The 25,199-nt window shown below is 68.5% G+C and carries 27 protein-coding genes, 1 tRNA gene and 1 riboswitch; of the genes, 10 read left to right on the forward strand and 18 right to left on the reverse strand.

Going from position 1 to position 25,199, the window contains the following annotated elements:
* Window positions 1-49: 49 nt before the first annotated feature.
* Together BM175_RS20870 and BM175_RS20875 are read right to left on the reverse strand one after the other, a co-directional pair.
* A tRNA-Arg gene (locus BM175_RS20870) sits at window positions 50-126 on the reverse strand.
* Window positions 127-182: 56 nt separating this feature from the next.
* Window positions 183-815 carry a thiamine diphosphokinase gene (locus BM175_RS20875; RefSeq protein ID WP_090966573.1) on the reverse strand — a complete coding sequence of 211 codons (633 nt, stop codon included), beginning with the start codon at window positions 813-815 and terminating at the stop codon, window positions 183-185.
* A 98-nt stretch (window positions 816-913) separates the two neighbouring features.
* Window positions 914-1,015, forward strand: a riboswitch (TPP riboswitch).
* A 49-nt stretch (window positions 1,016-1,064) separates the two neighbouring features.
* Between BM175_RS20875 and thiB the strand changes: the two genes are divergently transcribed.
* From thiB to BM175_RS20895, 4 genes are all read left to right on the forward strand, one after another.
* Window positions 1,065-2,075, forward strand: a complete 1,011-nt coding sequence (gene thiB / locus BM175_RS20880) for a thiamine ABC transporter substrate binding subunit (RefSeq protein WP_090966575.1) — start codon at window positions 1,065-1,067, stop codon at window positions 2,073-2,075.
* Window positions 2,051-3,694 (forward strand): thiamine/thiamine pyrophosphate ABC transporter permease, encoded by a 1,644-nt coding sequence (thiP, locus tag BM175_RS20885; protein WP_244546103.1) that lies wholly within the window; start codon window positions 2,051-2,053, stop codon window positions 3,692-3,694. Before thiB ends, thiP begins: the two co-directional genes overlap by 25 nt.
* Window positions 3,691-4,416 carry a thiamine ABC transporter ATP-binding protein gene (locus tag BM175_RS20890; protein ID WP_090966579.1) on the forward strand — a complete coding sequence of 242 codons (726 nt, stop codon included), beginning with the start codon at window positions 3,691-3,693 and terminating at the stop codon, window positions 4,414-4,416. The genes thiP and BM175_RS20890 overlap by 4 nt, the downstream gene beginning before the upstream one ends.
* Window positions 4,417-4,611: 195 nt before the next feature.
* Entirely contained in the window at window positions 4,612-6,111 is a 1,500-nt protein-coding gene (locus BM175_RS20895; RefSeq protein ID WP_090966581.1) for a M48 family metalloprotease, read from the forward strand.
* A gap of 75 nt (window positions 6,112-6,186) precedes the next feature.
* Here BM175_RS20895 and BM175_RS20900 read toward each other — a convergent pair whose 3' ends face one another.
* From BM175_RS20900 to BM175_RS20940, 9 genes are all read right to left on the reverse strand, one after another.
* On the reverse strand, window positions 6,187-7,053 hold the full coding sequence (locus tag BM175_RS20900) for an RNA polymerase factor sigma-32 (RefSeq protein WP_055886390.1): 867 nt from the start codon (window positions 7,051-7,053) through the stop codon (window positions 6,187-6,189).
* A gap of 301 nt (window positions 7,054-7,354) precedes the next feature.
* On the reverse strand, window positions 7,355-7,966 hold the full coding sequence (locus tag BM175_RS20905) for a CarD family transcriptional regulator (protein ID WP_175526958.1): 612 nt from the start codon (window positions 7,964-7,966) through the stop codon (window positions 7,355-7,357).
* A gap of 412 nt (window positions 7,967-8,378) precedes the next feature.
* Window positions 8,379-8,717, reverse strand: coding sequence for a ferredoxin FdxA (fdxA, locus tag BM175_RS20910; RefSeq protein ID WP_055886394.1), 339 nt, complete (start codon window positions 8,715-8,717; stop codon window positions 8,379-8,381).
* 195 nt (window positions 8,718-8,912) lie between these two features.
* Window positions 8,913-9,221: an RNA-binding S4 domain-containing protein gene (locus BM175_RS20915; protein WP_090966584.1), complete on the reverse strand. Its 309-nt coding sequence runs from the start codon at window positions 9,219-9,221 to the stop codon at window positions 8,913-8,915.
* 12 nt (window positions 9,222-9,233) lie between these two features.
* Window positions 9,234-12,491, reverse strand: a complete 3,258-nt coding sequence (locus BM175_RS20920; protein ID WP_090966586.1) for a helicase-related protein — start codon at window positions 12,489-12,491, stop codon at window positions 9,234-9,236.
* A gap of 62 nt (window positions 12,492-12,553) precedes the next feature.
* The gene (locus BM175_RS20925; RefSeq protein WP_090966588.1) at window positions 12,554-12,898 is read right to left on the reverse strand and encodes a hypothetical protein; all 345 of its coding nucleotides are present in this window, start codon (window positions 12,896-12,898) and stop codon (window positions 12,554-12,556) included.
* A gap of 138 nt (window positions 12,899-13,036) precedes the next feature.
* Entirely contained in the window at window positions 13,037-13,378 is a 342-nt protein-coding gene (locus BM175_RS20930) for a hypothetical protein (RefSeq protein ID WP_090966590.1), read from the reverse strand.
* A 125-nt stretch (window positions 13,379-13,503) separates the two neighbouring features.
* Window positions 13,504-14,229: an acetoacetyl-CoA reductase gene (phbB, locus tag BM175_RS20935; RefSeq protein WP_090966592.1), complete on the reverse strand. Its 726-nt coding sequence runs from the start codon at window positions 14,227-14,229 to the stop codon at window positions 13,504-13,506.
* 177 nt (window positions 14,230-14,406) lie between these two features.
* On the reverse strand, window positions 14,407-15,594 hold the full coding sequence (locus tag BM175_RS20940; protein ID WP_090966594.1) for an acetyl-CoA C-acetyltransferase: 1,188 nt from the start codon (window positions 15,592-15,594) through the stop codon (window positions 14,407-14,409).
* Between the two features lie 303 nt (window positions 15,595-15,897).
* On the opposite strand from BM175_RS20940, the gene phaR reads away from it, so the two are divergent.
* A complete protein-coding gene (gene phaR, locus BM175_RS20945) occupies window positions 15,898-16,494 on the forward strand; it encodes a polyhydroxyalkanoate synthesis repressor PhaR (protein WP_090966596.1) in 597 nt (198 codons plus the stop codon).
* 120 nt (window positions 16,495-16,614) lie between these two features.
* On the opposite strand, the gene rpmF is transcribed toward phaR, so the two are convergent.
* Window positions 16,615-16,800, reverse strand: a complete 186-nt coding sequence (rpmF, locus tag BM175_RS20950; protein ID WP_090966598.1) for a 50S ribosomal protein L32 — start codon at window positions 16,798-16,800, stop codon at window positions 16,615-16,617.
* Between the two features lie 230 nt (window positions 16,801-17,030).
* Window positions 17,031-17,714 (reverse strand): monofunctional biosynthetic peptidoglycan transglycosylase, encoded by a 684-nt coding sequence (mtgA, locus tag BM175_RS20955; RefSeq protein ID WP_090966600.1) that lies wholly within the window; start codon window positions 17,712-17,714, stop codon window positions 17,031-17,033.
* Between the two features lie 214 nt (window positions 17,715-17,928).
* On the opposite strand from mtgA, the gene BM175_RS20960 reads away from it, so the two are divergent.
* The 3 genes from BM175_RS20960 to BM175_RS20970 are packed head-to-tail and all read left to right on the forward strand — an operon-like array spanning window position 17,929 to window position 19,777.
* Entirely contained in the window at window positions 17,929-18,786 is an 858-nt protein-coding gene (locus BM175_RS20960) for a polyprenyl synthetase family protein (protein ID WP_244546104.1), read from the forward strand.
* Window positions 18,783-19,484, forward strand: coding sequence for an AzlC family ABC transporter permease (locus tag BM175_RS20965; protein ID WP_090966604.1), 702 nt, complete (start codon window positions 18,783-18,785; stop codon window positions 19,482-19,484). Before BM175_RS20960 ends, BM175_RS20965 begins: the two co-directional genes overlap by 4 nt.
* Complete coding sequence (locus tag BM175_RS20970) at window positions 19,481-19,777, forward strand: AzlD family protein (protein ID WP_090966606.1); 297 nt, start codon at window positions 19,481-19,483, stop codon at window positions 19,775-19,777. The genes BM175_RS20965 and BM175_RS20970 overlap by 4 nt, the downstream gene beginning before the upstream one ends.
* Here BM175_RS20970 and BM175_RS20975 read toward each other — a convergent pair.
* The 3 genes from BM175_RS20975 to ispG are packed head-to-tail and all read right to left on the reverse strand — an operon-like array spanning window position 19,774 to window position 22,345.
* Entirely contained in the window at window positions 19,774-20,229 is a 456-nt protein-coding gene (locus BM175_RS20975) for a GNAT family N-acetyltransferase (RefSeq protein WP_090966608.1), read from the reverse strand. The two genes, BM175_RS20970 and BM175_RS20975, sit on opposite strands and share 4 nt — an antisense overlap.
* 5 nt (window positions 20,230-20,234) lie before the next feature.
* The gene (locus BM175_RS20980; RefSeq protein ID WP_090966611.1) at window positions 20,235-21,083 is read right to left on the reverse strand and encodes a lytic transglycosylase domain-containing protein; all 849 of its coding nucleotides are present in this window, start codon (window positions 21,081-21,083) and stop codon (window positions 20,235-20,237) included.
* A complete protein-coding gene (ispG, locus tag BM175_RS20985) occupies window positions 21,080-22,345 on the reverse strand; it encodes a flavodoxin-dependent (E)-4-hydroxy-3-methylbut-2-enyl-diphosphate synthase (RefSeq protein WP_090966613.1) in 1,266 nt (421 codons plus the stop codon). The genes BM175_RS20980 and ispG overlap by 4 nt, the downstream gene beginning before the upstream one ends.
* Window positions 22,346-22,543: 198 nt before the next feature.
* On the opposite strand from ispG, the gene BM175_RS22505 reads away from it, so the two are divergent.
* Both BM175_RS22505 and BM175_RS20990 read left to right on the forward strand, forming a co-directional pair.
* A complete protein-coding gene (locus BM175_RS22505; protein ID WP_139224747.1) occupies window positions 22,544-22,702 on the forward strand; it encodes a DUF3309 family protein in 159 nt (52 codons plus the stop codon).
* Window positions 22,703-22,790: 88 nt separating this feature from the next.
* The gene (locus tag BM175_RS20990) at window positions 22,791-22,949 is read left to right on the forward strand and encodes a DUF3309 family protein (RefSeq protein ID WP_082505214.1); all 159 of its coding nucleotides are present in this window, start codon (window positions 22,791-22,793) and stop codon (window positions 22,947-22,949) included.
* Between the two features lie 28 nt (window positions 22,950-22,977).
* Here the strand turns inward: BM175_RS20990 and BM175_RS20995 are convergent, their stop codons facing one another.
* Both BM175_RS20995 and BM175_RS21000 read right to left on the reverse strand, forming a co-directional pair.
* Window positions 22,978-24,189: an MFS transporter gene (locus tag BM175_RS20995; RefSeq protein ID WP_090966615.1), complete on the reverse strand. Its 1,212-nt coding sequence runs from the start codon at window positions 24,187-24,189 to the stop codon at window positions 22,978-22,980.
* Window positions 24,186-25,001: a DeoR/GlpR family DNA-binding transcription regulator gene (locus BM175_RS21000; protein ID WP_090966617.1), complete on the reverse strand. Its 816-nt coding sequence runs from the start codon at window positions 24,999-25,001 to the stop codon at window positions 24,186-24,188. The genes BM175_RS20995 and BM175_RS21000 overlap by 4 nt, the downstream gene beginning before the upstream one ends.
* Between the last annotated feature and the right edge of the window lie 198 nt (window positions 25,002-25,199).

Genomic DNA, 25,199 nt, shown 5'->3' on the forward strand with positions numbered 1-25,199 from the left:
CACCGTCGCAACGCACCGGGCAGTCAGCAGACTAAAACACTGAATTCGTTGGCGATCTCAGTAGGATTCGAACCTACGACCCCCAGATTAGGAATCTGGTGCTCTATCCTGCTGAGCTATGAGACCGACCGGGACGAAGCTTATACGAACGGTCCGCCGAGGGCCAGCCTTGCCGCAAGACGTCAGCGCCGCGCGGGATCGGCCTGCAGCAGGAAAACGGCTCGCCCATCTGCGAGGTCGATCGTCACCTCCTGGCCAATCGCCTCGTTGCTCTGTGTCAGGATCGACGAGAACGCGATATCGGCGCGATCCAGCGGGAAGCGTGCGCCTTCGATCGTCAGGCCGCGAAGGTCGGAGAACTTGAGGATCGAGAACTGCGCGCCGGGCTCGGACGCGAAGGCCTGTCGCCCTGCCGCGAGGGGAAAGGCCCATTCGCGGCCGTCGAACATCGTCACGGGGCGCCCCGCCGCGCTTTCGCGCAGGGCCACGACAAGATGCGAGAAGACATGATCCGTTCGCCCGCCGAAGGCACCGACGAGAAGCACGGAGCTGGCGCCCCGCTCGAAGGCCTCGGAGATCGCGATCTCGCCGTCGGTCCGATCCTTGTCGCGCGGCCATTCGTGGCGCGGCACGTCGACGGGGTCTTCGCCCTCGTGCGAGTCGAAATCGCCGACCCAGAGTTCCGGGCTGAGCGCCAGGGTCGCGGCATGCGCGATGCCGGCATCGGCCGCGATCGTACGCGTACCGCGCACCTCGGCCAGAAGGCGCGCCGACGCGTGGATCGGACCGGCGAGAAGGATCGTGAAGCGGCTCATCGCGCCAGCGCATAGCGTATTGCCGCGCGGCTGGGGAGAGTTGCACGTCGCGGGCCACCAACCCCTTGCTCTCCCGGCGTGATCCGGGCAACGTTGCGGCCGCTCACACGGGGTGCCCTTGTCGGGGCTGAGAGGCTGTCCGCCAACCCGCTGAACCTGATCCGGCTCGTACCGGCGGAGGGATGGGGGGCTTCCGCGGCAAGTGGTCGAGGGAGCGCGCATCGAACTCCGGCAAGAGGAGTTCCATTCATGCGCCTGGCCCTTTCCGCGTTCTGCGCCGCCGCCGCCGTCCTGCCGTCGATCGCTCTTGCGCAAGACGCCGACCGGCCGGTGCTCACCGTCTACACCTACGAGAGCTTCACGCCGGACTGGGGGCCGGGCCCGCGCATCGAGAAGGCGTTCGAGGCGCAGTGCGACTGCGATCTCCGCTTCGTCGGCCTCGAGGACGGTGTCGCCATCCTCAACCGGCTGAAGCTCGAGGGAGAGGGCACGCAGGCCGATATCGCGCTAGGGATGACCGCCGAGCTCGTGCCCGAACTGAAGGCGACGGGCCTGTTCGCTCCGTCCGGCGTCGACCTTAAGCCACTGACGATCCCCGGTGGTTTTTCCGACGATACGTTCGTGCCCTTCGACTATTCCTATCTCGCCTTCGTCTATGATTCCGAGAGCATCGCCGACCCGCCGAAGAGCCTTGCCGAACTCGTCTCCGGCGATCCCGACCAGAAGATCGCGATCCAGGATGCGCGCACCTCGACGCCGGGCCTCGGGCTGCTGCTCTGGATGAAGGCGGTCTTCGGCGACCAAGCGGAGGCGAAGTGGGCCGAGCTGTCCCGCCGCGTCCTCACCGTGACGCCCGGCTGGAGCGAGGCCTACGGCCTCTTCACCAAGGGCGAGGTGCCGATCGTCCTGTCCTATACGACCTCGCCGGCCTACCACCAGATCGAGGAGGGAACGGACCGCTACAAGGCCGCCGCCTTCTCGGAAGGGCACTACCTCCAAGTGGAACTTGCGGGGATGCTGCGGACCTCGCGCCAGCCCGAGCTCGCGCGCCGCTTCCTCGCCTTCATGCTGATGCCGGAATTCCAGTCGATCATCCCGACCGGTAACTGGTCGCTGCCCGCCGCCCCGACCGGCGAGCCGCTTCCCGCCGCCTTCGACACCCTCGTCCAGCCGTCGCGTCCGCTGGAGATTCCAGCTGCCGACGTCGCCACCCATCGCGCCGAATGGACGGCGGAATGGCTGCGGGGTCTCGGGCGCTGAGGACGGGCGAACGACCGGGCGCGCGCATCGGGGACGATGCCCGGCGCCGGCGCCGGGCCGGAATGCTGGCGGCCGCTTTCGTGCTCGCCTTCTGCCTCCTGCCCCTCGCGCTCTTGCCGCTCCTCGCCGGCATCCTGCCGGTCTCGCCCGTCGCCCTTCTCGCCGATCCCTATCTGCGCACGGTCTTCGGCTTCACGCTTCTGCAGGCGGTCCTGTCGACCCTCCTCTCGGTCGCGTTCGGCATCCCCCTGGCGATGGCGCTGGATCGCCTCCGCTTTCCCGGCCGTGCCCTGCTCCTGCGCCTCTTCTTCCTCCCGCAGGCGCTGCCCGTCCTCGTCGGCGCACTGGGGCTCATCACCGTGTTCGGCCGCAACGGGGTCGTCGCCGACGCCTTCGTGCTCGCGGGCCTCCCGCGCCCCTCGATCTACGGCCTCACCGGCATCCTCGTCGCGCACGTCTTCTTCAACATGCCGCTCGTCGCCCGGCTGACCCTCGGCGGCCTCTCCGGCGTGCCGGCGGAAAGCTGGAAGATCGCCGGGCAGCTGTCGCTGTCGCGCTGGGCGACATTCCGCATCGTCGAATGGCCGGTGGTCCGGCGCACGCTCGGTCCCGCCGCTGGCCTCGTGTTCATGCTGTGCGTCACGAGCTTTACGCTCGTGCTCGTGCTGGGCGGCGGGCCGGGTGCGACGACGCTCGAGGTCGCGATCTACCAGTCGCTGCGCTACGACTTCGATCCGGCGCGCGCCCTCACGCTGTCGCTCGTCCAGGTCGGGCTGGTAGCGCTGCTCCTCCTGCCGACGACGGGCTGGACCGGTGGCGTGGACGCAGGGTTCGGCCTCGCGCAGGCCAGTCGACGCTTCGATCGCCGGTCGGTGCCGGCCTTCGCCTGGGACGCCACAGTGGTCGCGACGGCAACCGCGTTTCTTCTTGCGCCACTTCTGGCGATCCTCGTGGCGGGCCTGCAGGCCGATCTCCCGCGGATCGTCGCCGATCCGGCGTTTCTTGCCGCGCTTTCGCGCAGCCTTGCCATCGCGGTCGCAGCCTCGATTCTCGGACTGGTCCTTTCCGCGGCCCTCGCATTCGGCACCAGCGGCGCGGGTCGCGGCGGTGGCATCCTCCTGTCGCTATCCAGCAGCCTCGTCCTCGTCGTGCCGCCGATCGTCGTCGGTGCCGGCTGGTTCCTCACCTTGCGCGAAATCGGCGACGTCGCCCGGTTCGCGCCGGCCATCGTCGTGATCGGCAACGCGATCCTCGTCGTTCCCTATGCGACACGCATCCTCGCCCCCGAAGTCGCCGCAGTCGTGCGACGGCATGGTCGCCTCGCCGATCATCTCGGCCTCAGAGGCTTCGCCCGGTTGCGGCATGTCGAATGGCCGGCGCTGCGTCGTCCGCTGGCGCTGGCCGGCGCCTTCGGCATGGCGGTTTCGCTCGGCGATCTCGGGGTGGTCGCCCTCTTCGGCAATTCCGACCTCGTCACCCTCCCCTATCTCCTGCTCCAGCGCATGGGCAGCTATCGCTCGACCGATGCGGAAGGTATCGCGCTTCTTCTGGCGCTCCTGTGCCTCGGACTGATTCTCCTCGCCGAGCGCGGTCTCGGCGGCCGAAAGACACCCGAATGAACGCCATCGAACTCGACGCCGTCACCTTCGCGCACGAGACGAGCGGGATGCGCTTCGACCTCAACGTCGCGCCGGGCGAGTGGTTGGCGGTGATCGGTCCGTCGGGCGCGGGGAAATCGACCCTGCTCGACATCCTCACCGGTTTCCTGAAGCCCGAATCCGGCACGGTACGTCTCGAAGGGCGCGATGTGACGGACCGCTCGCCGGCCGAGCGTCCGATCAGCGTGGTGTTCCAGGACGACAACCTCTTCCCGCACCTGTCGGCCGAGCGAAACGTCGCGCTCGGCATCAGCCCGACCTGGCGGCTGCCCGAAGCCGCCCTCGCCCGGGCGCGCGATGCGCTGGCCCGCGTCGGGCTCGGTGCCCTCGCCGGGCGGTTGCCGGGCGAACTGTCCGGCGGCGAGCGCCAGCGCGTGGCGCTGGCCCGCGCGTTCCTGCGCGAGCGACCGATCCTTGCGCTGGACGAACCCTTCGCAGCCCTCGGGCCGGCTCTGCGCAAGGAGATGCTGGACCTCATCGACCGCCTGCGGGTCGAGGCCCCGCGGCCGCCCGCGATCGTCATGGTCACGCATCATCCGGGCGACGCGCTCGGACACGCCGACCGTGTGGCGTTTCTGGAGGCGGGACGGATCGTCCTCAGCGGCACGCCGGACGAGGTCCTTTCGGGGCGCCATCCCCGCGTTGCCGCCTATCTCGGCGCGACGCGCGGATCCGAACCCTAATTTGGTCCCTTTCCTCTCTCATGGGGCAGCGTGCGGGCGAGGCGTTTCATGGCATCCTGTGACGCGCCGGCCCTTCCACGGCTCGGCCCTGATCGGCTAGACCGGAAGACGATCCGAACGGATCGGCATGTGTGGGGACATTCTGGAATGCGGCAACGGGCGCGGCCAGCGGGAACGGAGCGGGCGGGAAACGGCATGGGCCGGGCCCTGCGCACAGGTTTCGCACTGCCCTTCGCGCTGTGGCTGGCTGGATGCACCACGCTGACCGGCGGCCTGGAGGACGTGGCGAGCGGCGCGGGCACGGAATCGAGCCTCGTCGCCCCGGTCAACCGCGCGCCGGTGTCGTTCGAGGCGGTGCAGTCGAACGATCCCCAGTCGCCCATCGGCAAGTCGCAGCACCCGCGCATCCTCGCGGCCTATGGCGGCGCCTATTCCGACCCGAAGCTCGAGCGCATGCTGGCCGGCATCGTCGGCAAGCTGAACGCCGTATCGAGCGATCCCGGCCGCGCCTATTCGATCACGGTCCTCAACTCGCCCAACATCAACGCCTTCGCCCTGCCCGGCGGCTACCTCTATGTGACGCGCGGCCTTCTGGCGCTCGCCAACGATTCGGCCGAGGTCGCGGCGGTGCTCGCCCATGAGATGGGTCACGTGAAGGCGAACCACGGCATCGAGCGCCAGCAGCGCGAGGAGGCTGCCGAGCTTGCGGGCCGCGTGGTGACCGAGGTTCTGGCGACCGACACGACGGCTGCGCGCGCGGCACTGGCACGCGGCCGGCTGAACCTCGCCAGCTTCTCGCGCAATCAGGAACTGCAGGCCGATGCGATGGGGATCAAGCAGACCGGCGACGCCGGCTATGATCCCTATGCCGCCGCGCGCTTCCTGAAGGCGATGGACTCGTTCTCCTCGTTCCGCAACGCGTTCCAGGCCAGCAACCCGAACCTCGACTTCCTCGCCTCGCACCCCGCCGCGCCCCAGCGCGTCGAACTCGCGCGCCGCCATGCGAGCGCGTTCGGCCCCCCCGGCACCGGCGTCACCGACCGCGACCGCTATCTCGCCGGGATCGACGGCATGCTGTTCGGCGACACCGCGTCGGAAGGCTACGTGCGCGGACGGACCTTCTACCATCCGGGCCTTGGCATCACCTTCGGCGTGCCGGACGGTTTCGTGATCGACAACACGGCCGAGGCGGTGCTAGCGACCGGTCCCGGCGACACGGCGATCCGCTTCGACGGCGTCGCCCTGCCGCCCTCGACGACGCTTGCGGACTACATCCAGAGCGGTTGGGTCGGCGGTCTCGACGCCTCGACGATCCGGCCGATCCGCATCGGCGATCTCGAAGCCGTCTCGGCACAGGCCGTCGGCGGGTCCTACGTCTTCAACGTCACGGTCATCCGCGTCGGGAGCCAGGTCTACCGGTTCCTGACAGCGCTCCCGGCGGACGCCGCCGCGCGCCTTCCGCAGATCGCCGACAGCGTCGCCGGGTCGTTCCGCGTGCTGCGGCCGGAAGAGCGCGAGCAGTTGAAGCCGCTGCGCGTTCGCATCGTCACCGCGCGAGCCGGCGACACCGAACGCTCGATCGCCGACCGCATCCAGGGCGTCGATCGCAAGGTCGAGATGTTCCGTCTCCTGAACGATCTGGAGGACGGGTCGGGCGTGCGCACGGGCGAGCGCTACAAGATCATCGCGGAATAGCCCCAAGCGACTCCGGAAACGAAGAAGGCCGCCTCGAGGGCGGCCTTCTTCGTTTCCACGGACTTTCAGTGAGGGTCAGGCGATGAACGCCGCCTCGTCCGGGTTGGCCTGGAGAAGCGCCACGCGCAGCTTTTCCATGGCACGCGTCTCGATCTGGCGCACGCGCTCCTTGGAGATGCCGAGCTTCGAGCCCAGCGCTTCCAGCGTCGCGCCATCGTCCTGCAGACGGCGCTCGCGGATGATCTTGAGCTCGCGCTCGGACAGGACGCCGAGCGCCGAACGAAGCCAGATCACGCGACGCTCGTCGTCGATTGAGGCGGACACCATCTCGTCCGGCAGCGGATCGTTCGAAACCAGGAAATCCTGGCGATCGGCGGAGCCCGATTCGTCTTCCATCAGGGGTGCGTTGAGCGAGCTGTCGGGGCCCGACAGGCGCGAGTCCATCAGCGCCACGTCGCCTTCCGAAACTTTCAGCGCCGTCGCGATCTCGCGATACATCTCGGTGCTCGAAATCTTCTCGGTGCCCTGGTTCAGGCGCGCACGAAGACGACGGAGGTTGAAGAACAGGGCTTTTTGCGCCGACGACGTGCCGCCGCGCACGATCGACCAGTTGCGCAGGATATAGTCCTGAATGGAGGCGCGGATCCACCACGTCGCATAGGTCGAGAAGCGCACCTCGCGCTCTGGCTCGAAGCGGGCCGCAGCTTCCAGAAGGCCGACATGGCCCTCCTGAATCAGGTCGTTCATGGCGAGGCCAAAGTGGCGGAACTTCGACGCCATCGAGATGACGAGACGCATGTGTGCCGAGGTGATCTTGTGAAGGGCGGCCTGGTCCTGATGCTCCTTCCAACGCACCGCCAGTTCGTATTCCTCTTCCCGCTGCAGATAGGGGGCGGCCATGGCGGCTTGGATGAGGTGACGACGCGTCGATTGGGATTTCATGGGCCCGGACCTTCCATGTCACGCTGGAAACGCGATGAACTCGGCGCGTCGTGCCCCTTGGGACACTGCGCTACTAGTTTGGAAACGGGCGGCATCGCGGAACGTTCCCGGTAGGGGAAAGTTTTTTTCGCGAAATAGCGGGGTGCGGCAAAGAGGGAAGAGCCGGCGGAAAAAAGTGAGGAATCGGCGGGAGATAGGTCTCGACCGCTTGATCTTCTCTAGCACTGCCGCAGCGTAAAGAAAAGCCGGCCGCTGGTGTCAGCGGCCGGCCGGAATGTCGCAAAGCGTGGGACCGGAAAGGTCAGGCAGCCTGCTCGGCCTCGACTTCCACGTCGTCCTCGTCCTCGGCGTCGGCATCCGCCTCGTCGACGACCTTGGCGCCGCGCTTCGGACCCTTGTTCAGGTTCACCTCGATCAGCTGGACCGCTTCGGTCTCGCTGATCTCGTTGACAGCGGCCAGCTCGCGCGCCATGCGGCCGAGGGCGGCCTCATAAAGCTGACGCTCGGAATAGGACTGCTCGGGCTGCGACTCGGCGCGGTAGAGGTCGCGCACCACCTCGGCGATCGAGATGAGATCACCCGAATTGATCTTCGCGTCGTATTCCTGCGCGCGGCGGCTCCACATCGTCCGCTTCACGCGGGCACGGCCCTGCACCACCTTGAGGGCGCGCTCGACGAAATCCGTCTCGGACAGCTTGCGCATGCCGACGGCTTCGGCCTTCGCGACCGGCACCTTCAGGCGCATCTTGTCCTTCTCGAAGTCGATGACGAAGAGTTCGAGCTTCATGCCCGCGACCACCTGCTCCTCGATCGCAACGATCTGGCCGACGCCGTGGGCCGGATAGACGATGCTCTCGCCGGTCTTGAAACCCTGGCGCTGGGAGGTCTTCTTCTGACTGCTCATACGCTTCATAAACTCCCTGTTGTGCAGAGCGGGGAAGATCGCTATGCACGAAACGACCCGAGGGCCGCGGATTGAGCATCCCGGTTCGGTGGCCGGCCGCAGTCCGGAACTTCGGGAAACTCCTTCGCAAGCCCCAAAGGCGCCCGGAACGGACGCTCAAGTGAGGGGACGGGCGGGAGGAAAGCCTTTCAGAAGCACCTGGACGCCGGAACGGGTCTCATGACCCTTCATCCGACGTCCGACTGTTGCACAAATAATACCCTATCAGTCTGGAAATTTCAACCGACTTGCGCATATGGCGCGCCCGGCCGCGCAACCCCTGCATCGCAACGGGTTGAGACCGGTATTGTGATGTCGGCAACTCAGAGCGCGACAGGATTTCCCTGCACGCGCAAAGGCATAAGTGGGGAAAGCTTTGGGCTCAGTCGCCCTGGCCGGGCTCTGCGGAGAAGAACTTCTCGAACTTGCCCTCGACACCGTCCATCGCCTTGGCGTCGGCGGGCGCGTCGCGCTTCACGGTAATGTTGGGCCATTTCTCGGCATACTCGGCGTTGATCTTCAGCCAGTTGTCGAGATTCGGCTCGGTATCGGGCTTGATCGCCTCGGCCGGGCATTCCGGTTCGCAGACGCCGCAGTCGATGCACTCGTCCGGGTGGATGACGAGCATGTTGTCACCCTCGTAGAAGCAGTCCACCGGACACACTTCGACGCAGTCCATGTACTTGCAGCGGATGCAATTGTCGGTGACGACGTAGGTCATGGCGAATTCCCGGAACGGTTGGCCCGCAACGCCGAAACGGACGGATCGTTGCGGATCGGAGCGGCCGCGCGGCCCGTTCGGGTCGCGAAGCGCTCCATCGGCGGAGGTACCGTCTCGTCTCGCCGCTTGCAAGAGCGAGCCGTTCCACGGGCGGCCCCGGCGACGGAATGTCCTTCCCCGCCGATGGCCCGTCCGTCAGCCGTCGTCCTGCGCGACGGCGGGCTCGGCGTCGGCCCTTGCGGGCGTCAGGTCCTGGAACAGGAGCGCGGCCTCGGGAGCGGGTCCCCGGCGGTCGCCGGGATCGAGGATCTTGAGGATCCGCACGCGATCGTGGATCGAGATCGTCAGCACGTCGCCCGGCCGGACGAGCCGGGCGGCGTGGGAGATCTTTTCGCGGTTGACGCGGACGGCGCCCGAGATGGCGAGCTTCTGGGCGAGGCTGCGCGATTTGACGACACGCGCGAAGAACAGCCACTTGTCGATGCGCTGCTCGCCTGCCGCCATGCTCGCCTGCCCCTACTTGCCCAGCTTGTCCTTGAGCGCGGCGAGCTTGGCGAACGGCGAATCGGGATCGATCGGCTTGTTCGCGCGCTCGGGCCGCCGGGTCTCGGCAGCGGGTCGCGACGCCTCGCGGTCCTTGCCGAAGGCGGGACGACCGCCCCGGCCCTGACCGCCGCGATCCTCGCGCCGATCCTCGCCCTGCCCGTCGCGTCGTCCCTGCCCCGGCTTGCCACCGTCGCGGCGCGGGAAGCGGCGCTCGCCGCCCTCCCCGTCCTCGCGCCGACCGTTGCCGCGTCCCGGACGACCGGGCGCGCGATCGCCGCCGGTCTCGGCCGGGCTCGCATCGCCACCGCGCGCGTTCTGGCTGCGACCCTGCGGACGGTTGTTGCCGCGTCCCTGCTGCGGGCGACCCCGGCCTTCGCCGCGCGAGGGCTTCCAGAGGAGCACCATCTTGACCGGCTCGGCCTCGGCGGCAGCCTCGCTGGCCGGAGCGTCAGTGACCGGCGCGTCCGAAGCAAGCGACTCGGCGGTCGCATCGCCTTCGGACGAAGCCGCTACCGGCTCCGCGATGTCCGCGACTGCAGGCTCATCGGCCGTTTCGGCTGTCGCATCGGTGACGACCGAATCGCCACCGCTCACGTCGGCGCCAGCCTCACCGTCGATCGAGGCGTCGGCGGCATCCATCGGAGCCTCCTCCTCAGCGGCCGAGGCCACGGTGTCAGAAGCGGGTGCCGTCTCGGTGGTCGCAGTCTTGGCGGCCTGCGCCTCGTCCTGGCGACGGAGTTCGGCGTCGACCTCGGGCTGTGGCACGGCATGCGAGCGATAGCCGAGGCCCTTCAGGATCTCGTCCATGTCGTCGGCGGTGGCGCCGAGGATCGACATCATGGCCGGGGTCACGATGAATTCGCGCCCGTTGTAGGCGCCGTCCGGCCGCTTGGCGGCCCCAGGAGCCCAGGCGAGCGCCGGACGGATGAGGTCGGCCAGACGCTCCAGAATGTCGACGCGCACGGCGCGGCGCCCGAGCGGGCGGTAGCCGGACAGCGCGTAGAACACCGGATCGAAGGTCGGATCGGGTGCCACCGAGGTGCGCCCGGTCGCCAGAAGCTGCGTGACCTCGCCGAAGCCCGGCTTGTCGCGCCCGTCCTTGGCGATGCCCCAGAGAAGGGTCATCAGCGCCGCGGGTGCAGGCTTCACCAGCGCCGGCACGAAGATGTGGTAGGCGCCGAAGCGCACGCCGAGGCGACGGAGCGCCGCGCGCGCATCCTGGTCGAGCCCACGGACCTCGTCCGCGATGTCGCGACGCTGCAGCAGGCCGAAATTCTCGTAGAGGCGATAGGCGATGCCCCGCGCCGCACCGTCGACGCCCTCGGCATCGCGCAGGTCTGCGAGCGGCTTGAGGATCGTCGAGACCTGATAGGTGACGAAGCGCTCGGTGCGCTGGACGACCTTGTCGCGGGCCGGACCGGCAAGCTGCTCGTCGGCCAGAAGCACGACGCGCGGCTTCAAGGGATCGTCGCCCGAGACGAGCGAGGCCACCGGAGCCCCCAGCCAGCGCACCAGGGCGTCGGAACCAATGGCCAGATCGCCGTTCGGGGCGTTGGCGTAGCGCTCGGCGCGCTTGTCGTATTCGCCGCCGAGCGCCTTCTGGGCGGCGGCGCGAACGGCCTTGGCATCCGGGCCGTCGGACTTGGTGTCCGGCGTGAACCTGAACCCCTGCAGCTCCCCGACCTCGTGGCCTTCAACGCGCACGGTGCCGTCGCTGCCGATTTCAGCTTCCATGAATGCGCTCTCTCTCAGCCGCCTCATAAGGACGCTTGTCCTGCGATCTACGAAGCGTTTCGTCAACCGCTCGTGTAGCGCGTCGGACAGACGGTCCTCGATTGCCTTGGTCTTTTCCTGCCAGTGTGTCGGATCGGCCAGCCAACCGGGACGATGGGAAATATACGTCCAGGTGCGGATTTCGGCGATGCGCTGGGACAGGGTGTCGATGTCGCCTTCCGTGAGGTCGGCCCGCCGCACCTGCTCGGCCATGTAGTCCTCGGCCACGTGTCCGCGCCGGACGAGGTCGCCGTAGATCGAGGCGATGATTTCGGCGTGCTGGGCGGGCGCGATGCGCCGGTAGTCCGGCAGCTTGCAGGCTTCCCATAGAAGCTCGACGTTGCGCGCGCCGTTCGCCCGCGCCATCACCGCGTCGTCGCGCGACAGGAATTCCAGCGCACGCTGGTCGACGGCCGGCAGCGAGCGGGCGAGCTCCGGGCTCGGCGGGAGCGCATCGAGGCTCGCCTTCAGCGCGTCGACGGAGGCGAAGTCGAGCTTGCGCGAGCGCCACTGGAGGACCTTCACGGAGGCGAAGTCGTGGGCCTCGATCGCCTCGGCGAGATCCTGGTCGAGCGGATCGACGCGGCCCGTCACGCCGAACGTGCCGTCGCGCACGTGTCGCCCGGCCCGGCCCGCGATCTGTCCGTATTCGGCCGGCGTCAGCTGGCGATACTGGAACCCGTCATATTTCCAGTCCTGCGCGAAGGCGACGTGGTCGACGTCGAGGTTCAACCCCATGCCGATCGCATCGGTCGCCACGAGGAACTCGACCTCGCCGTTCTGGTAGAGTTCGACCTGCGCGTTGCGGGTGCGCGGGCTGAGCGCTCCGAGCACGACGGCCGCCCCGCCGCGCTGGCGGCGGATGAGTTCGGCGATCGCATAGACCTCCTCGGTCGAGAAGGCGACGATCGCGGAGCGCCGCGGCAGGCGGGTGATCTTCTTCGATCCGGCGTAGAGAAGCTGCGACATGCGCGGCCGGGTGACGCACTGGATGCCCGGCAGGAGGCGCTCCAGCGCGCCGCGCATCGTCGAGGAGCCGAGAAGCAGCGTCTCCTCGCGCCCGCGGGCATGGAGGATGCGGTCGGTGAAGACATGGCCGCGCTCGAGATCGGCGGCCAGCTGCACCTCGTCGATCGCCACGAAGGCGGCGCCCGGTTCGCGCGGCATCGCCTCGACCGTGCAGACCTGATAGCGCGCGTTCGGCGGCTTGATCTTCTCCTCGCCGGTGATCAGCGAGACGGCGCCGACACCGACGCGCTCGACGACGCGCTGGTAGACCTCGCGAGCCAGAAGCCGCAACGGCAGGCCGATGACGCCGGACGAATGGGCGACCATCCGCTCGATCGCCAGAAAGGTCTTGCCCGTGTTGGTCGGTCCGAGAACGGCGGTGACGCCACGCCCGCCCGCTCCGGCTTCGGAGCGGCGCGTCGGCTGGGCGGGGAAGTGGCTGTCCATCATGATCGCACCATAGGTGGGTCGAAATGGACGAAACGCAAACGCCCCCGCCTGGAAGCTTCTCAGCGAACGTCGATCACGTCGCCTGTGCGGGCATCGATGATGACGGTCATGTCGTCGCCGCGACGGTCGGCGCCCTCGATGCGAATCGTCCGGCGCTGGCGAAACACGTCGTTGATCTCGCGCATGCCTTCCGAGCGCGCGATGCGCACGGCCTGCCGCTCGCTGATGCCCGGTGGTCCGCGGCGCTCGGGCGGACGGTCGTAGCCGTAGTCCGGTCCGCGCCGGTCGTTGGGCACGATCTGCAGGCCGTTCGGCCCGAACTCGAGGCTCTGGGACAGGGCGGGCGCGGTCGCCGCAAGAAGCGTGGCGGCGAGGGCAAGCGAGAAACGCAGGGGCTTCGACATGGCGGTTCCGTAAGAGAGGATGTCCCTAGCCGGCAAATTTGCGGGAACCCGTGGCGGCTTCAAGACCGGCGAAGGGCCGCACGAAAAAAAGGCGGGCCGCCGGAGCGACCCGCCTTTCCTGTCCCATTGATGCCGGTATTAGCGGACGCCGATGACGTCGCCGCTGCGGCGGTCGATATCGACTTGGATGTCGTCGCCGCGGCGATCGGTGCCGATCACGCGGTAGGAGCGGCTGGTGCGACGGACGTCGTCCACCTCGCGCACGCCCTCGGCGCGGGCGATACGGACCGCGTCACGCTCGCCGATCTCGCGGCCACGACGATCGTCGCGGCGCATGTCATCACGACGCATGTCGTCGCGGTTGGGGTCGACGAGACGAACGCCGTCACGGCCGATCTCGATGCCCTGCGCCATGGCCGGAGCGGCGCTGGCGATGGTGGCAGCCGCTAGGACGGCAATGGTCAGATGCTTGCGGATCATAAGAAATCCTCCACGAACAAGGAGGGCGCCATGGGTTCGAAACAATCGCGCGCCCGATATCGCGGGAAAGAACACGGGAGAACCGGTTCGGTTCCTCCCGTGTTGCCGACCATCGAAAACGGAGGTCAGTGGAAGTACTGGCCGCCGTTGATCGTCAGCGTCGATCCGGTGATGAACCCGGCGTCCTCGGCCACTAGGTAGAGGACGCTGCGGGCCACTTCCTCCGGCTCGCCGAGGCGACCGACCGGAATGTGCGGCAAAATGCGCTCGGCCAGCACCTTCTCGTCGATCGCGCGCACCATCTCCGTGCCGATATAGCCGGGGCAGATCGCGTTGACCGTGATCCCGGCGCGCGCGCCCTCCTGCGCCAGCGCCTTGGTGAAACCGATGTCGCCGGCCTTGGCGGCGGAATAGTTCGCCTGCCCCGCCTGACCCTTCTGGCCGTTGATCGAGGAGATATTGACGATACGGCCGAACTTGCGCGAGCGCATGCCGTCCCAGACCTGACGCGTCATGTTGAAGACGCCGGTGAGGTTGGTCCCGATGACCTGGTTCCACTGCTCGGGCGTCATCTTGTGGAACATCGCGTCGCGCGTGATGCCGGCATTGTTGACGAGGATGTCGACCGGCCCGAGCGCGGCTTCCACGGCCGCGATGCCCTCGCCGCAGGAGGTGTAGTCCGAGACGTCCCACTTGAAGACGTCGATGCCGGTCTCGGCCTTGAAGGCGTTCGCCGCCTCGTCATTGCCCGCATAGTTGGCGGCCACCTTGTAGCCCGCCGCTTTCAGCGCCTTGGATACCGCCGCGCCGATACCGCGCGAGCCTCCCGTGACGATCGCAACCCTGCTCATGCCATTCCTCCCTTTTCACGTGACGATGCGATGGCCCTCCCCCGCCCGGACAGGTCGGACGGGAGACGCACGACGACCCGCCGCGCCTTCCGGGAAGGCGCGTGCCGGCTGTCGGATGCGATTGTCGAAGAGACGCCGGCCCGCTAAGCGGCGAGCCGGCCGGCGTTCAGAGCCGCGTCAGCCGCGCTCGAAGCACATGGCGACGCCCATGCCGCCGCCGATGCAGAGCGTGGCGAGCCCCCGCTTGGCATCGCGGCGCGCCATCTCGAAGAGGAGCGTGTTGAGGACGCGCGCGCCCGACGCGCCGATCGGGTGACCGATCGCGATGGCGCCGCCGTTGACGTTGACGATGTCGGGGTTCCAGCCAAGGTCCTTGTTCACCGCGCAGGCCTGCGCCGCGAAGGCCTCGTTGGCTTCCACGAGATCGAGATCGTCGAGCGACCAGCCGGCCTTCTCCAGCGCCTTGCGCGAAGCCGGGATCGGCCCGGTGCCCATCACGGCGGGGTCGACGCCGACGGTCGCCCAGGAGACGATGCGCGCGAGCGGCGTCAGACCGCGGCGCGAGGCTTCCGCCTCGCTCATCAGGACGGCGACGGCCGCGCCGTCGTTGATGCCGGAGGCATTGGCCGCGGTCACGGTGCCTTCCTTGTCGAAGGCGGGCTTCAGCTTCTGCACCTTGTCGAGCGTCGTGCCGGCCTTGATGTACTCGTCGTCCGACACGACGACGTCGCCCTTGCGGCTCTTCACCGTGAAGGGCGCGATCTCGTCCTTGAAGCGGCCGGCCTTCTGGGCCTCCTCCGCCTTGTTCTGCGAGCGGACGGCGAACTCGTCCTGCTCGTCGCGGGTGATCTGCCACTGGCGCGCGACGTTCTCGGCCGTGTTGCCCATGTGATAGCCGTGGAAGGCGTCGATCAGGCCATCCTTCAGCATGGAATCGACGAGCTTCATGTCGCCCATCTTGGTGCCCGAGCGCAGATGCGCGACGTGCGGAGCCATGGACATGGACTCCTGCCCGCCGGCGACCACGATGCGCGCGTCGCCGCCCGCGATCTGCTGCAGGCCGAGCGCCACGGCGCGAAGCCCGGAGCCGCAGAGCTGGTTGAGACCCCAGGCGGTCGCCTCCTTCGGCACGCCCGCCGCCATCGCGGCCTGACGAGCCGGGTTCTGCCCCTCGCCGGCGCTGAGCACCTGGCCGAGGATCACCTCGTCGACCTCGCCCGGATCGACGCCCGCGCGCTGCAGGGCCGCGGTGATGGCGGCAGCCCCCAGTTCATGCGCCGGGACGGTGGCGAAGGCCCCGTTGAAGGCGCCCACAGGGGTGCGCGCCGCACCGACGATGACGATGGACTGTCCAGAAGAGCTCATGGAATGCCTTTCCTCCCGCAGGATGCTCGCGGCCCTGCCGCCGCGTCAGCCGTTGCTATCTCGCAGACGGGTTCGCCGGCTGTCAAACGTTGCAGCCTGAGATTGCGTTGCAACCGCGGCCCGGTCCGCCGCGCGTGCAGGCGCAGGGGAGCCGATGCCGCGCGGCATCCCGTCGAAAGGTCTGCGGACAAACGGCTCTGTGCGCTGCGGAACGTTTGGAAACGCCGCAAAACTGTGGTCAAGTCTTCGCAGGGGCAGCACGGCCGCGAGGCCGCCCCCGGGCCAGCATGTGGGAGAGAGCGGATGGCACGCAGCAACGAACCGACGGTGATCAAGAAGTACGCCAACCGGCGGCTCTACAACACCGGCACGTCCATGTACGTCACGCTCGAGAACCTTGCGGCCATGGTCAAGGGCAACGAGGACTTCGTGGTGCAGGACGCCAAGACCGGCGAGGACATCACCCATTCCGTCCTGACCCAGATCATCTTCGAGCAGGAGAACAAGGGCGGGCAGACCCTAATGCCCATCACCTTCCTGCGCCAGCTCATCCGCTTCTACGGCGACCAGATGCAGATGGTGGTGCCGGCCTATCTCGAGCAGTCGATGGCCGCCTTCCAGCGCGAGCAGGAGAGCTTCCGCGCGACCTCGGCCAACCCGCTGCAGATGATGGAGACGCAGGTCCGCCGCAACACCGAGATGTTCCGCGAGGCGATGGCGGTGTTCAACCCGTTCATGGCGAATGCTTTGGGCACCGCCGCCGAGGCCGCGAAGGGCGCGAGCGCGCCGCCCAAGCCGACCGCTCCGCCGGCCCCGACGCAGGACGACCTCTCGGCGATGCGCGACCAGCTGGCCGAGATGCAGCGCCGCATCGAGGCGCTGGACGCCAAGAAGAACTGATCGCGGAGCCGGCGGCGCTGAGCCGCCGCCGCGCCCATTCAACGAAAAAGGGCCGGCGCTCGAAGCGACCGGCCCTTTGTCATGTCGGCGATGCCCGCCCGGGGCATCGGCCGGAACGGATCAGGCGTTTTCCTTGACCGTCAGAATCTGCTTGCCGCGGTACATGCCCGTCTTCAGGTCGATGTGGTGCGGACGGCGCAGCTCGCCGGAGTTCTTGTCCTCAATGTAGGTCGGCGCGGTAAGCGCGTCGGCCGAGCGGCGCATGCCGCGCTTGGAGGGGGAAGTCTTTCGCTTGGGGACGGCCATCGGTCTCTCCGTTCAGGTCGCCGGCGCGAATTCCCGAAGGAGCGTCGCGCCGTTCAAGTGGTTCATCTCTGGCGAGCCGGCAGCGCACCGTGCGCCCGGCCCTTCCCGAACCGACGACCGGCGGCCGACCCTTGACGAGGATCGATCCTGCCCTTCGCACTGACGGGAAATCGAGGGTCGCATAGCAAACCCGGTCCGGTTTGCAAAGGGGAGGCTACCGAAATCGCGGCTCACACCCCGCCGATGCAGCCGATATAGTCGCCCGACGCGCGCGCCCGCGCCTCCACGGTGCCCGCCAGCCGGCGCAGTCCGGCCGACGGATTGGCTGGGTCGCGCGTCAGCGGCGAGGGCAGCGCGACGGCGAGCAGCGCCGCCTGCCGGGCGCTCAGTTCGGAGGCCGGCTTGTTGAAGTAGTAGCGCGAGGCGGCGCCCACCCCGTAGATGCCGTTCCCCCACTCGGCGATGTTGAGATAGAGTTCCATCGTCCGGCTCTTCGACCAGATCAGGTCGGCATAGAGCGCGAGCGGCAGCTCCAGCCCCTTTCGCAGGTAGGACCGACCGTTCCACAGGAAGAGGTTCTTCACCGTCTGCATCGGGATCGTCGAGGCGCCGCGACTCGCCTCCCCGTCGCCGATCGCCTGGTCGACGACGCTGCGCATCGCGTTCCAGTCCACCCCGCCGTGGAAGCAGTACTGGCCATCCTCCGACATCATCACCGAACGCACGAGGACAGGCGAGATTTTCTCCAGCGGCGTCCACTCCCGCTCGAACGGCTGGAAGCTGAAATGCTCGGCCAGCATCAGCGTCGAGACGGGGCGCACGAACGGCAGGGCGTAGATCGGCACCAGCACCAGTGGGATGGCGGCGAGGAGCACGATCGCGAACGCGGCGGCATGGAGCATGCGTCGGATCATTCGCGTCCTGTCTTGGTGCCGAGGTCGAGATCCCCCCTTGGGCTCGCGTCCCCTCTTAGCAAAGGCTGGGAAAGCGCGGCAACAAGTCCGCTTTCCCCTTGCCGCCACGGGCGAGGATGGGCACACACGTCCTCGCGAGCGACAGGAGACTTGTGAGATGAGCCAGAGCGTGGACCCCGCCTTCGAGGCGCGCCTCGGCCAGGCCGCCGCCCGCATGGAAGAGGGCCTTACCGCAGCGCTTTCCGGCACGTCCCCCCTTCTCGCCGGCGCGCCCGAGCGGCTCCTGGCGGCCATGCGGCACGGGTCGCTCGACGGCGGCAAGCGCCTCCGCCCCTTTCTTGTGGAAGAATCGGCTGCCCTCTTCGGCGCGGATGACGCAACGGCCGGGCCGGTGGCGCAGGCGCTGGAATGCGTCCACTGCTACTCGCTGATCCATGACGACCTTCCGGCGATGGACGACGACGACCTTCGTCGCGGCCGTCCCACCGTTCACAAGGCCTACGACGAGGCGACCGCGATTCTCGCGGGCGACGCCCTCCTGACGCTCGCCTTCGGGCTGGTGGCGGAGGGCGATGGCGGGATCGAGCCCGCCGCGCGCCTCGCGCTGATCCGCCTTCTGTCGCGCGAGGCGGGCGCCGCCGGCATGGCGGGCGGTCAGGCGCTGGATCTCGCCGCCGAGACCACGACCCTCGACGAGGCCGAGATCGCCCGCATGCAGGCGATGAAGACCGGCGCGTTGATCGCCTTTGCGACCGAGGCCGGCGCGATCCTCGCCGGCGCCTCGCCGGCCGACCGCCGCGTGATGCGCCGCTACGGCGAGGTCGTCGGGCTCGCGTTCCAGCTTGCCGACGATCTTCTCGACGAGACGGCGGATGCCGCGACGCTCGGCAAGGCGGCGGGCAAGGACGCGGCACGCGGCAAGAAGACTCTGCCCGCGCTCCGCGGCATCGCGTGGACGCGCGCCGAACTCGAACGGCTCGTCGCCGAGGCGGAGGGTCTGCTCGAACCCTTCGGCGAGCGTGCGGAGACGCTGCGGGCCACAGCGCGTTTCGTCGCCCGGCGCAGCAAATGACCCTCGAGGCGCAGCGCGGCGAGGTCGCGGCGGCCCTCTCCGAGGTCCTGCCTGTCCTGATCGCCATCGTGCCGTTCGGCATGGTGTTCGGCGCGCTGGCGATCGACGCCGGGCTGACGGCCTTCCAGGCGATGGGCTTCTCGGCGGCGATCTATGCCGGCGCCTCGCAGCTCGTCATCCTCCAGCTCGTGGCGCTCGGCACGCCGCTCTGGTCGATCCTCGTTGCCGTCGTCGCGCTCAACTTCCGCCACGTCCTCTATTCGGCTTCGGTCGGCCGCAAGCTCGGACGCTTCAACACGGGCGAGAAGGCGCTCGCCTTCTATCTCCTCGTCGACCCGACCTTCGCGGCGGCCGAGGAGCGCGCCGCGCATCGTACCCTCACCAAGCGCTTCTACTTCACCTATGCCGCGGTGCTCTACGTCGTCTGGCTCGCCTCGACCTATGGCGGCATCGTCTTCGGCAAGCTGATCGGGGACCAGCGGGCGATCGGGCTCGACGTACTTCTGCCGATCTACTTCCTCGCCCTGACGCTCGGCTTCCGTCGACGCGACGGCTTCCTCACGGTCTTTGCCGTTTCGGCCATCACCTCGGTCGCGGTCTACCTGACGCTCGGCTCCCCTTGGCACGTGACGCTCGGCGGCCTTGCCGGCATTCTCTCCGCCGTGTTGCGAGCGCCCTCCGAACGGCCCGCGCCATGAACGACATCTGGCTTCTCGCCCTTCTCGCCGCCGTTCTCACCTATGGAACGCGCGTCGCCGGCCATCTCGTGCTGTCGCGCTTCGAGCGCATTCCCCCGCGCGTCGAGGCCGCGCTCGACGCGGTGCCGCCGGCGATGCTCATCACCATCGTCACGCCCGTCTTCGTCGACGGCGGCTGGCTGGAGCGGCTGGTGATCGTCGCGGCCGGACTCCTGTCGCTCCGCCTCTCGGTGCTGGCGAGCGTCACCATCGGCGTCGTCGCGATGGCGCTCCTGCGCCAGTTCGGGCTCTAGGCGCCGGGCCGCCAACCGTAGACGACGATCGGATCGCCAAAGCGCGGATGGATCTCGCGCCTCAGGATCTGCAACCCGGCCGCCTCGTAGAAGCGGCAGGCGCGCGGATTGGTCGGCCGGGTGAAGAGCGTGAAACCGCTGGGCATCTCGCGCTTCACCGCGTCGAGAAGGCATCGTCCCACCCCGCTGCCGAGGAGACCGGGACGGACGAACAACTGGTCGAGCACCCGCTCCCCAAGCTTCATCGCGGCAAAGCCCGCGGCCTCGCCGCCCTGCTCGGCGACGATGATGCGGCAAGCCGGCATGAGTTCGTGCTCGAAACGCCAGCGCATCGCCTCGCGCGACGGCAGCACCGGGGGACCGACACCGGGGAGGCTCGCGCTCGCATGCCAGATGTCCGCGAGCCCGCCGACGTCGTTCGGCCGCAGATCGCGCAGACCGATCATCCCCATGCCGGCTAGCGGTTCCGGGTGACGACGCACGAGCCGCCGACGCCGCGATACTTGTTGCAGAAGCTTTCCGCCTCGCGCCGCGAATCGGCGCCGATGCGCACCGCGGTGATCCGGCGCGGGCCGGAGATCGGGCGCGCCCGCATCACGATCGGCTCGACGCCGCCGAGAACGGCGGGATACTGGTCCTGAAGCTTGCGATAGATGCGCACCGCGATCGCCTCGTTGGGGTGGCCCGCCACCTGCGCGCCCCAGGGGCGCATCGGCGCGCTTTCGGCCACCGCGAACACGGCGCGCGTCGGCAGGATCGGCAGGCGGCGGCAGGCGAGCGCGAACTCGAGATCGGCGACCAGAGGCTTCACCTCCGCCTCGCGCTTCTCCTCGCGAAACCAGGCCGCCGGCTGGGCCGTGATCGACAGAACGTAGTCTTCGGTCTCGTAGGGAAGCCGCCCGCCCGACACCATCCAGCGCTTCACGCGGTTGATGCCGCCGTTGTAGGCGGCCGCCGCGAGTCCCCAGGAGCCGAGTTCGGCGCGCAGGTCACGCAGATATTCGGCCGAGTGCCGCAGCGCCTGTTCCTTGTCGTAAGGGTCGGAGAGACCCCGCTCGCGGGCGGTATAAGGCATGAACTGGGCGATGCCCTGCGCGCCGACCGGCGAGCGCGCGCCCTCGTCGAAGCGCGATTCCTTCCAGATCAGCCGGGCGAAGAAGTCGGGGGCCATGCCGACCGCCGCCGCGTTCTCGGCGATGAGATCGCAGATGCGGCCGACGCGCGGGTCCGCCTTCGGCTCGGCCGCCCCGGCCGGGGCAAGAGCGAAGACGACCGCGACGAGAGCGAGAGCCAGGCGGCGGATCATTCCGCCGCGGCAGGCCGACCGAAGCGGCGGTCGATATAGGCGAGCACCATCTCGTGGAAGTCCCGCGCGATATTGGGTCCGCGCAGCGTCGCGACCTTTTCGCCGTCCATGTAGACCGGCGCCGAGGGGACTTCCGCCGTGCCGGGCAGCGAGATGCCGATGTCGGCGTGCTTGGATTCGCCGGGACCGTTGACGATGCAGCCCATGACCGCGACCGACAGCGCCTCGACGCCGGGATAGCGCTCGCGCCACACCGGCATGTTGACCCGGATGTCGGTCTGGATCGTCTCGGCGAGCTCCTGGAACAGCGTCGACGTCGTACGCCCGCAGCCGGGGCAGGCCGCGACGATCGGAATGAACTGCCGGAAGCCCATAGTCTGCAGGATTTCCTGCGCGACCTGCACCTCCTTGGTGCGGTCACCGCCGGGCTCGGGCGTCAGCGACACGCGGATCGTGTCGCCGATGCCCTCCTGCAGGAGGATGCCGAGCGCGGCCGAGGAGGCCACAATGCCCTTCGAACCCATGCCAGCCTCGGTCAGGCCGAGATGCAGGGCGTGGGTCGTGCGGCGCGACAGGTCGCGATAGACGGCGATGAGGTCCTGAACGTTCGAGACCTTGGCCGAGAGGATGATCTTCTCGCGGGCGAGGCCCGTCTCTTCGGCGAGTGCTGCCGAATGGAGCGCCGACTGGATGATCGATTCGCGCATCACGGCGCGCGCGCCGAGCGGCTGGGCGAGCTTTGAGTTCTCGTCCATCAGGCGCGTCAGGAGTTCCTGGTCGAGCGAGCCCCAGTTGACGCCGATGCGCACCGGCTTGTCGTGCCGGATCGCCATCTCGATGATCTCGACGAACTGCCGGTCCTTCTTGTCCTTGAAGCCCACATTGCCGGGATTGATGCGGTACTTGGCGAGCGCCGCCGCACAATCCGGGTGATCGGCGAGAAGCTTGTGCCCGATGTAATGGAAGTCGCCGACGAGGGGCACGTCGATCCCGAGCCGCTCCAGGCGGTCGCGGATGCGCGGCACGGCGGCGGCCGACTCGTTGCGGTCCACCGTGATGCGCACGATCTCGGACCCCGCCTTGGCGAGCTGCGCCACCTGCGCCACGGTCGCGTCGATGTCGGCCGTGTCGGTGTTGGTCATCGACTGGACGACGACCGGGGCCGGACCGCCGACGACCACGCCGCCGACGGACACGCCCACGGTGCGGCGGCGCGGGAGGGGATCGGCCAGAACCGGTTCGACGGGGGCTTGGAGCGTCATCGGGGGCTCGTCTCGCGGATCGTCAGGAATGGCCGGGCGTCTCCGCCTCGGCAGGGGTCGAGAGCTATATCGCCGTTCGGCGATGCCATGAAAAGAGGATCATCGTGTCGCGACCGTGACAGCGGCGTCGCAAAGGCTTGCGATGGCGCCGGCCGCCCCGTATCCCGACGCCGAGTTGCCTCCCGCGATGGAACCCACATGACGCCCGGCGCCGCCCTCGCCCTCTTCGCGCTCCTGATGTTCGCCGCGCTCGTTCCGGTCTGGCCGTGGTCGCGCGGCTGGAGCTGGCGTCCGGCGATCGCCTTCGGCGTGCTGTTCACGGCAGCGGTGATGGTGTGGGTGACAGTGCTGATCTGAATCGTGACGACGGCGTGACGAAACCATGGAACGGGTGGGGCGATGACGCCGTTGTGATCGCGTATTGTCACGCGTCATGGAGTCGCACATGTCTCTCGGCACCATCCTCCTCATCATCCTGATTCTGCTTCTCATCGGCGCCTTTCCGGGTTGGGGCTACTCCCGGTCGTGGGGCTACGGGCCGAGCGGCATCCTCGGCTTCCTTCTCGTGGTCGTCCTGATCCTGCTTCTGCTCGGGCGGATCTGACGCACGCCTGAATACTCGCCGACGTCCGTCAGGACGTCGGCGGACCATCGGCGCCTTTGGTCAGCGGCGACAGAGCAAGGATGCCGACAAGGCAGAGGCTGAGGCCGAGAAACACGGCCTGGAAGCCGAAGCGTTCGGCGAGATAGCCGATCGCCGACGGGGCGATCAGAATGCCGGAATAGCCGATCGTCGTCGCCATGGAGATGCCGACGCCGGGCTTCAGGCCCGGCACGTTCCCAGCCGCCGAGAAGGCGATCGGGGCGATGTTGGAGAGCCCGATCCCGAGAAGCGCGAAGCCGAGGATCGCGACGCCGAGATTGGGCGCGAGACCGACGACGAGAAGCGCGCCGATGGCCGCGACCGCCGACAGTCGCAGGGTGCGCACGGCGCCGAGCCGGTCGCGGATGCCGTCGCCGAGAAAGCGGAACAGCGCCATGACCGCCGAGAAGGCGGCGAAAGCGAAGCCCGACATGGCGACATCGGCCCCCAGTTCGGAGCGAAGGTATATCGCGCTCCAGTCGATCGTCGCCCCTTCCGGCACCATGCCGAACAGGGCGCAGATGCCGATGCCGAGAACGGCAAGGCGTGCCGCGGACGGCGCCGCATGCCCCTCCCCTTCCGCGCCGGTGGGCGCCGAGACGCCAGTGAGGTCGCGGTCCTCGAGCATCGCGCGGCCGATCGGCCAGAGCGTGGCGAGAAGCAACGCCGACACGAAGAGGAAATGCCCGACCGGCCCGAGCGAGACGATGAGGAAACCGCCCGTCGCAGCCCCGATGAAACCGCCGACCGACCAGAAGCCGTGGCAGGACGACATGATGGCGCGCGGACGCTGGCGCTCGACCGACACCGCATTGGCGTTCATTGCGACGTCCATGCCGCCCATCGACGCCCCGAAGAGGAGAATAGCGAGCGCCGCGACCGGAACGTTCGGCGACAGCACGAGGAGCGGCAACGACAGGGCAAGGATGGCGTGCATCACGAGCGTCGCGCGGCGGGAGCCGAAGCGAGCGGTGGCCGCTCCCAGAAGCGGCATGGCGACGACAGCCCCGATGCCGAAGGCAAGGATCATGAGCCCGAGATGGGCTTCCGACAGGCCGAGCCGCTGCTGGAAGAGCGGGATCTGCGGCGTCCAGTTGCCGAGCGCGAAGCCGTTGGCAAGAAAGGCGCCGGAGACGGCCAGCCGCTCGCGCGGCCAGGCATCGCGCCACGAGGCGGGGCGGGACAGGGCGTCGGCGGTCATCGAACGGTCCTTGCCGGAATGCGCGAGCCCGGGGCGGCCGCGCGGGTGATCGGGATGTCCAAGCCCTCGAAGGGCGCAAGGGCCTCGGCCGGACAATCGTGCTCGACGAACAGGCGCACGCGCCGGTCGATCGGGGCGACGAAGAAGGATGCCGCGGTGCCGATCTTCTCGTTGGTGGCGGCCAGCACGATCTCGCCGGCCCGCGATGCGAGGAGCGACTTCAGATCGGCCTCCTCCAGATCGTGCGAGGTCACGCCGGCCTCCGCGTCGACGCCGCAGACGCCGAGCACCAGCACGGACGGGCGCATGCGCTCGGCCTCGCGCAGCGTCTGGCTCCCAAGGCAGGCGCCGCTGCCGGGGTCGAGCCGTCCGCCGAGCAGCACCACCGACAGGCCGGACTTGTCCTGCAAGGCGCAGGCGATCGACGGGGCGTTGGTGATGACGGTCATGCCCGAGTCCGGCGGCAGCGCCTCCGCGACCGCGAGGTTGGTCGAGCCGGCATCGATGAAGACGGACGAACCCGGCACGAGCGTGCGCGCGATCGCATGACCCAGCAAGGCCTTGCGGTCCTGCGCCTGCATCCGCCGCGTGTTCAGCGACCCGTCGAGCGGCGCGGGAGGCAGGGCGCCGCCATAGACACGCCGGCATTCGTCGCGCCCGGCAAGCTCGCGGAGGTCACGTCGGACTGTGTCCTCCGAGACGCCGAAATTGGCCGCAAGCTGCGCGGCAAGCACGCGCCCGTCCCGCTTCAGCCATTCGCGGATCACGGCCTGACGCTGCTCGGCCATGAGATGGGGCAGGACTTCGGTCATGCGGCCTCCTTACTGAGGAGCCTCATGCACGATCATGCACGGTTCGTCAAACAGGCAGAACCCGGCGTGAGCGCCGGGACTGCTTGTGATGGCGCTAGCCGGCGGCGAATACGACGAGCAGGTCCTTGGCGTCGATCTGGTCGCCGGCCTTGACGTGGACGGCTTCCACCGTGCCGTCGGCTTCGGCGTGGAGCGCGG

The organism is Aureimonas phyllosphaerae (assembly GCF_900113065.1).
In the GTDB taxonomy this organism is placed as follows: domain Bacteria; phylum Pseudomonadota; class Alphaproteobacteria; order Rhizobiales; family Rhizobiaceae; genus Aureimonas; species Aureimonas phyllosphaerae.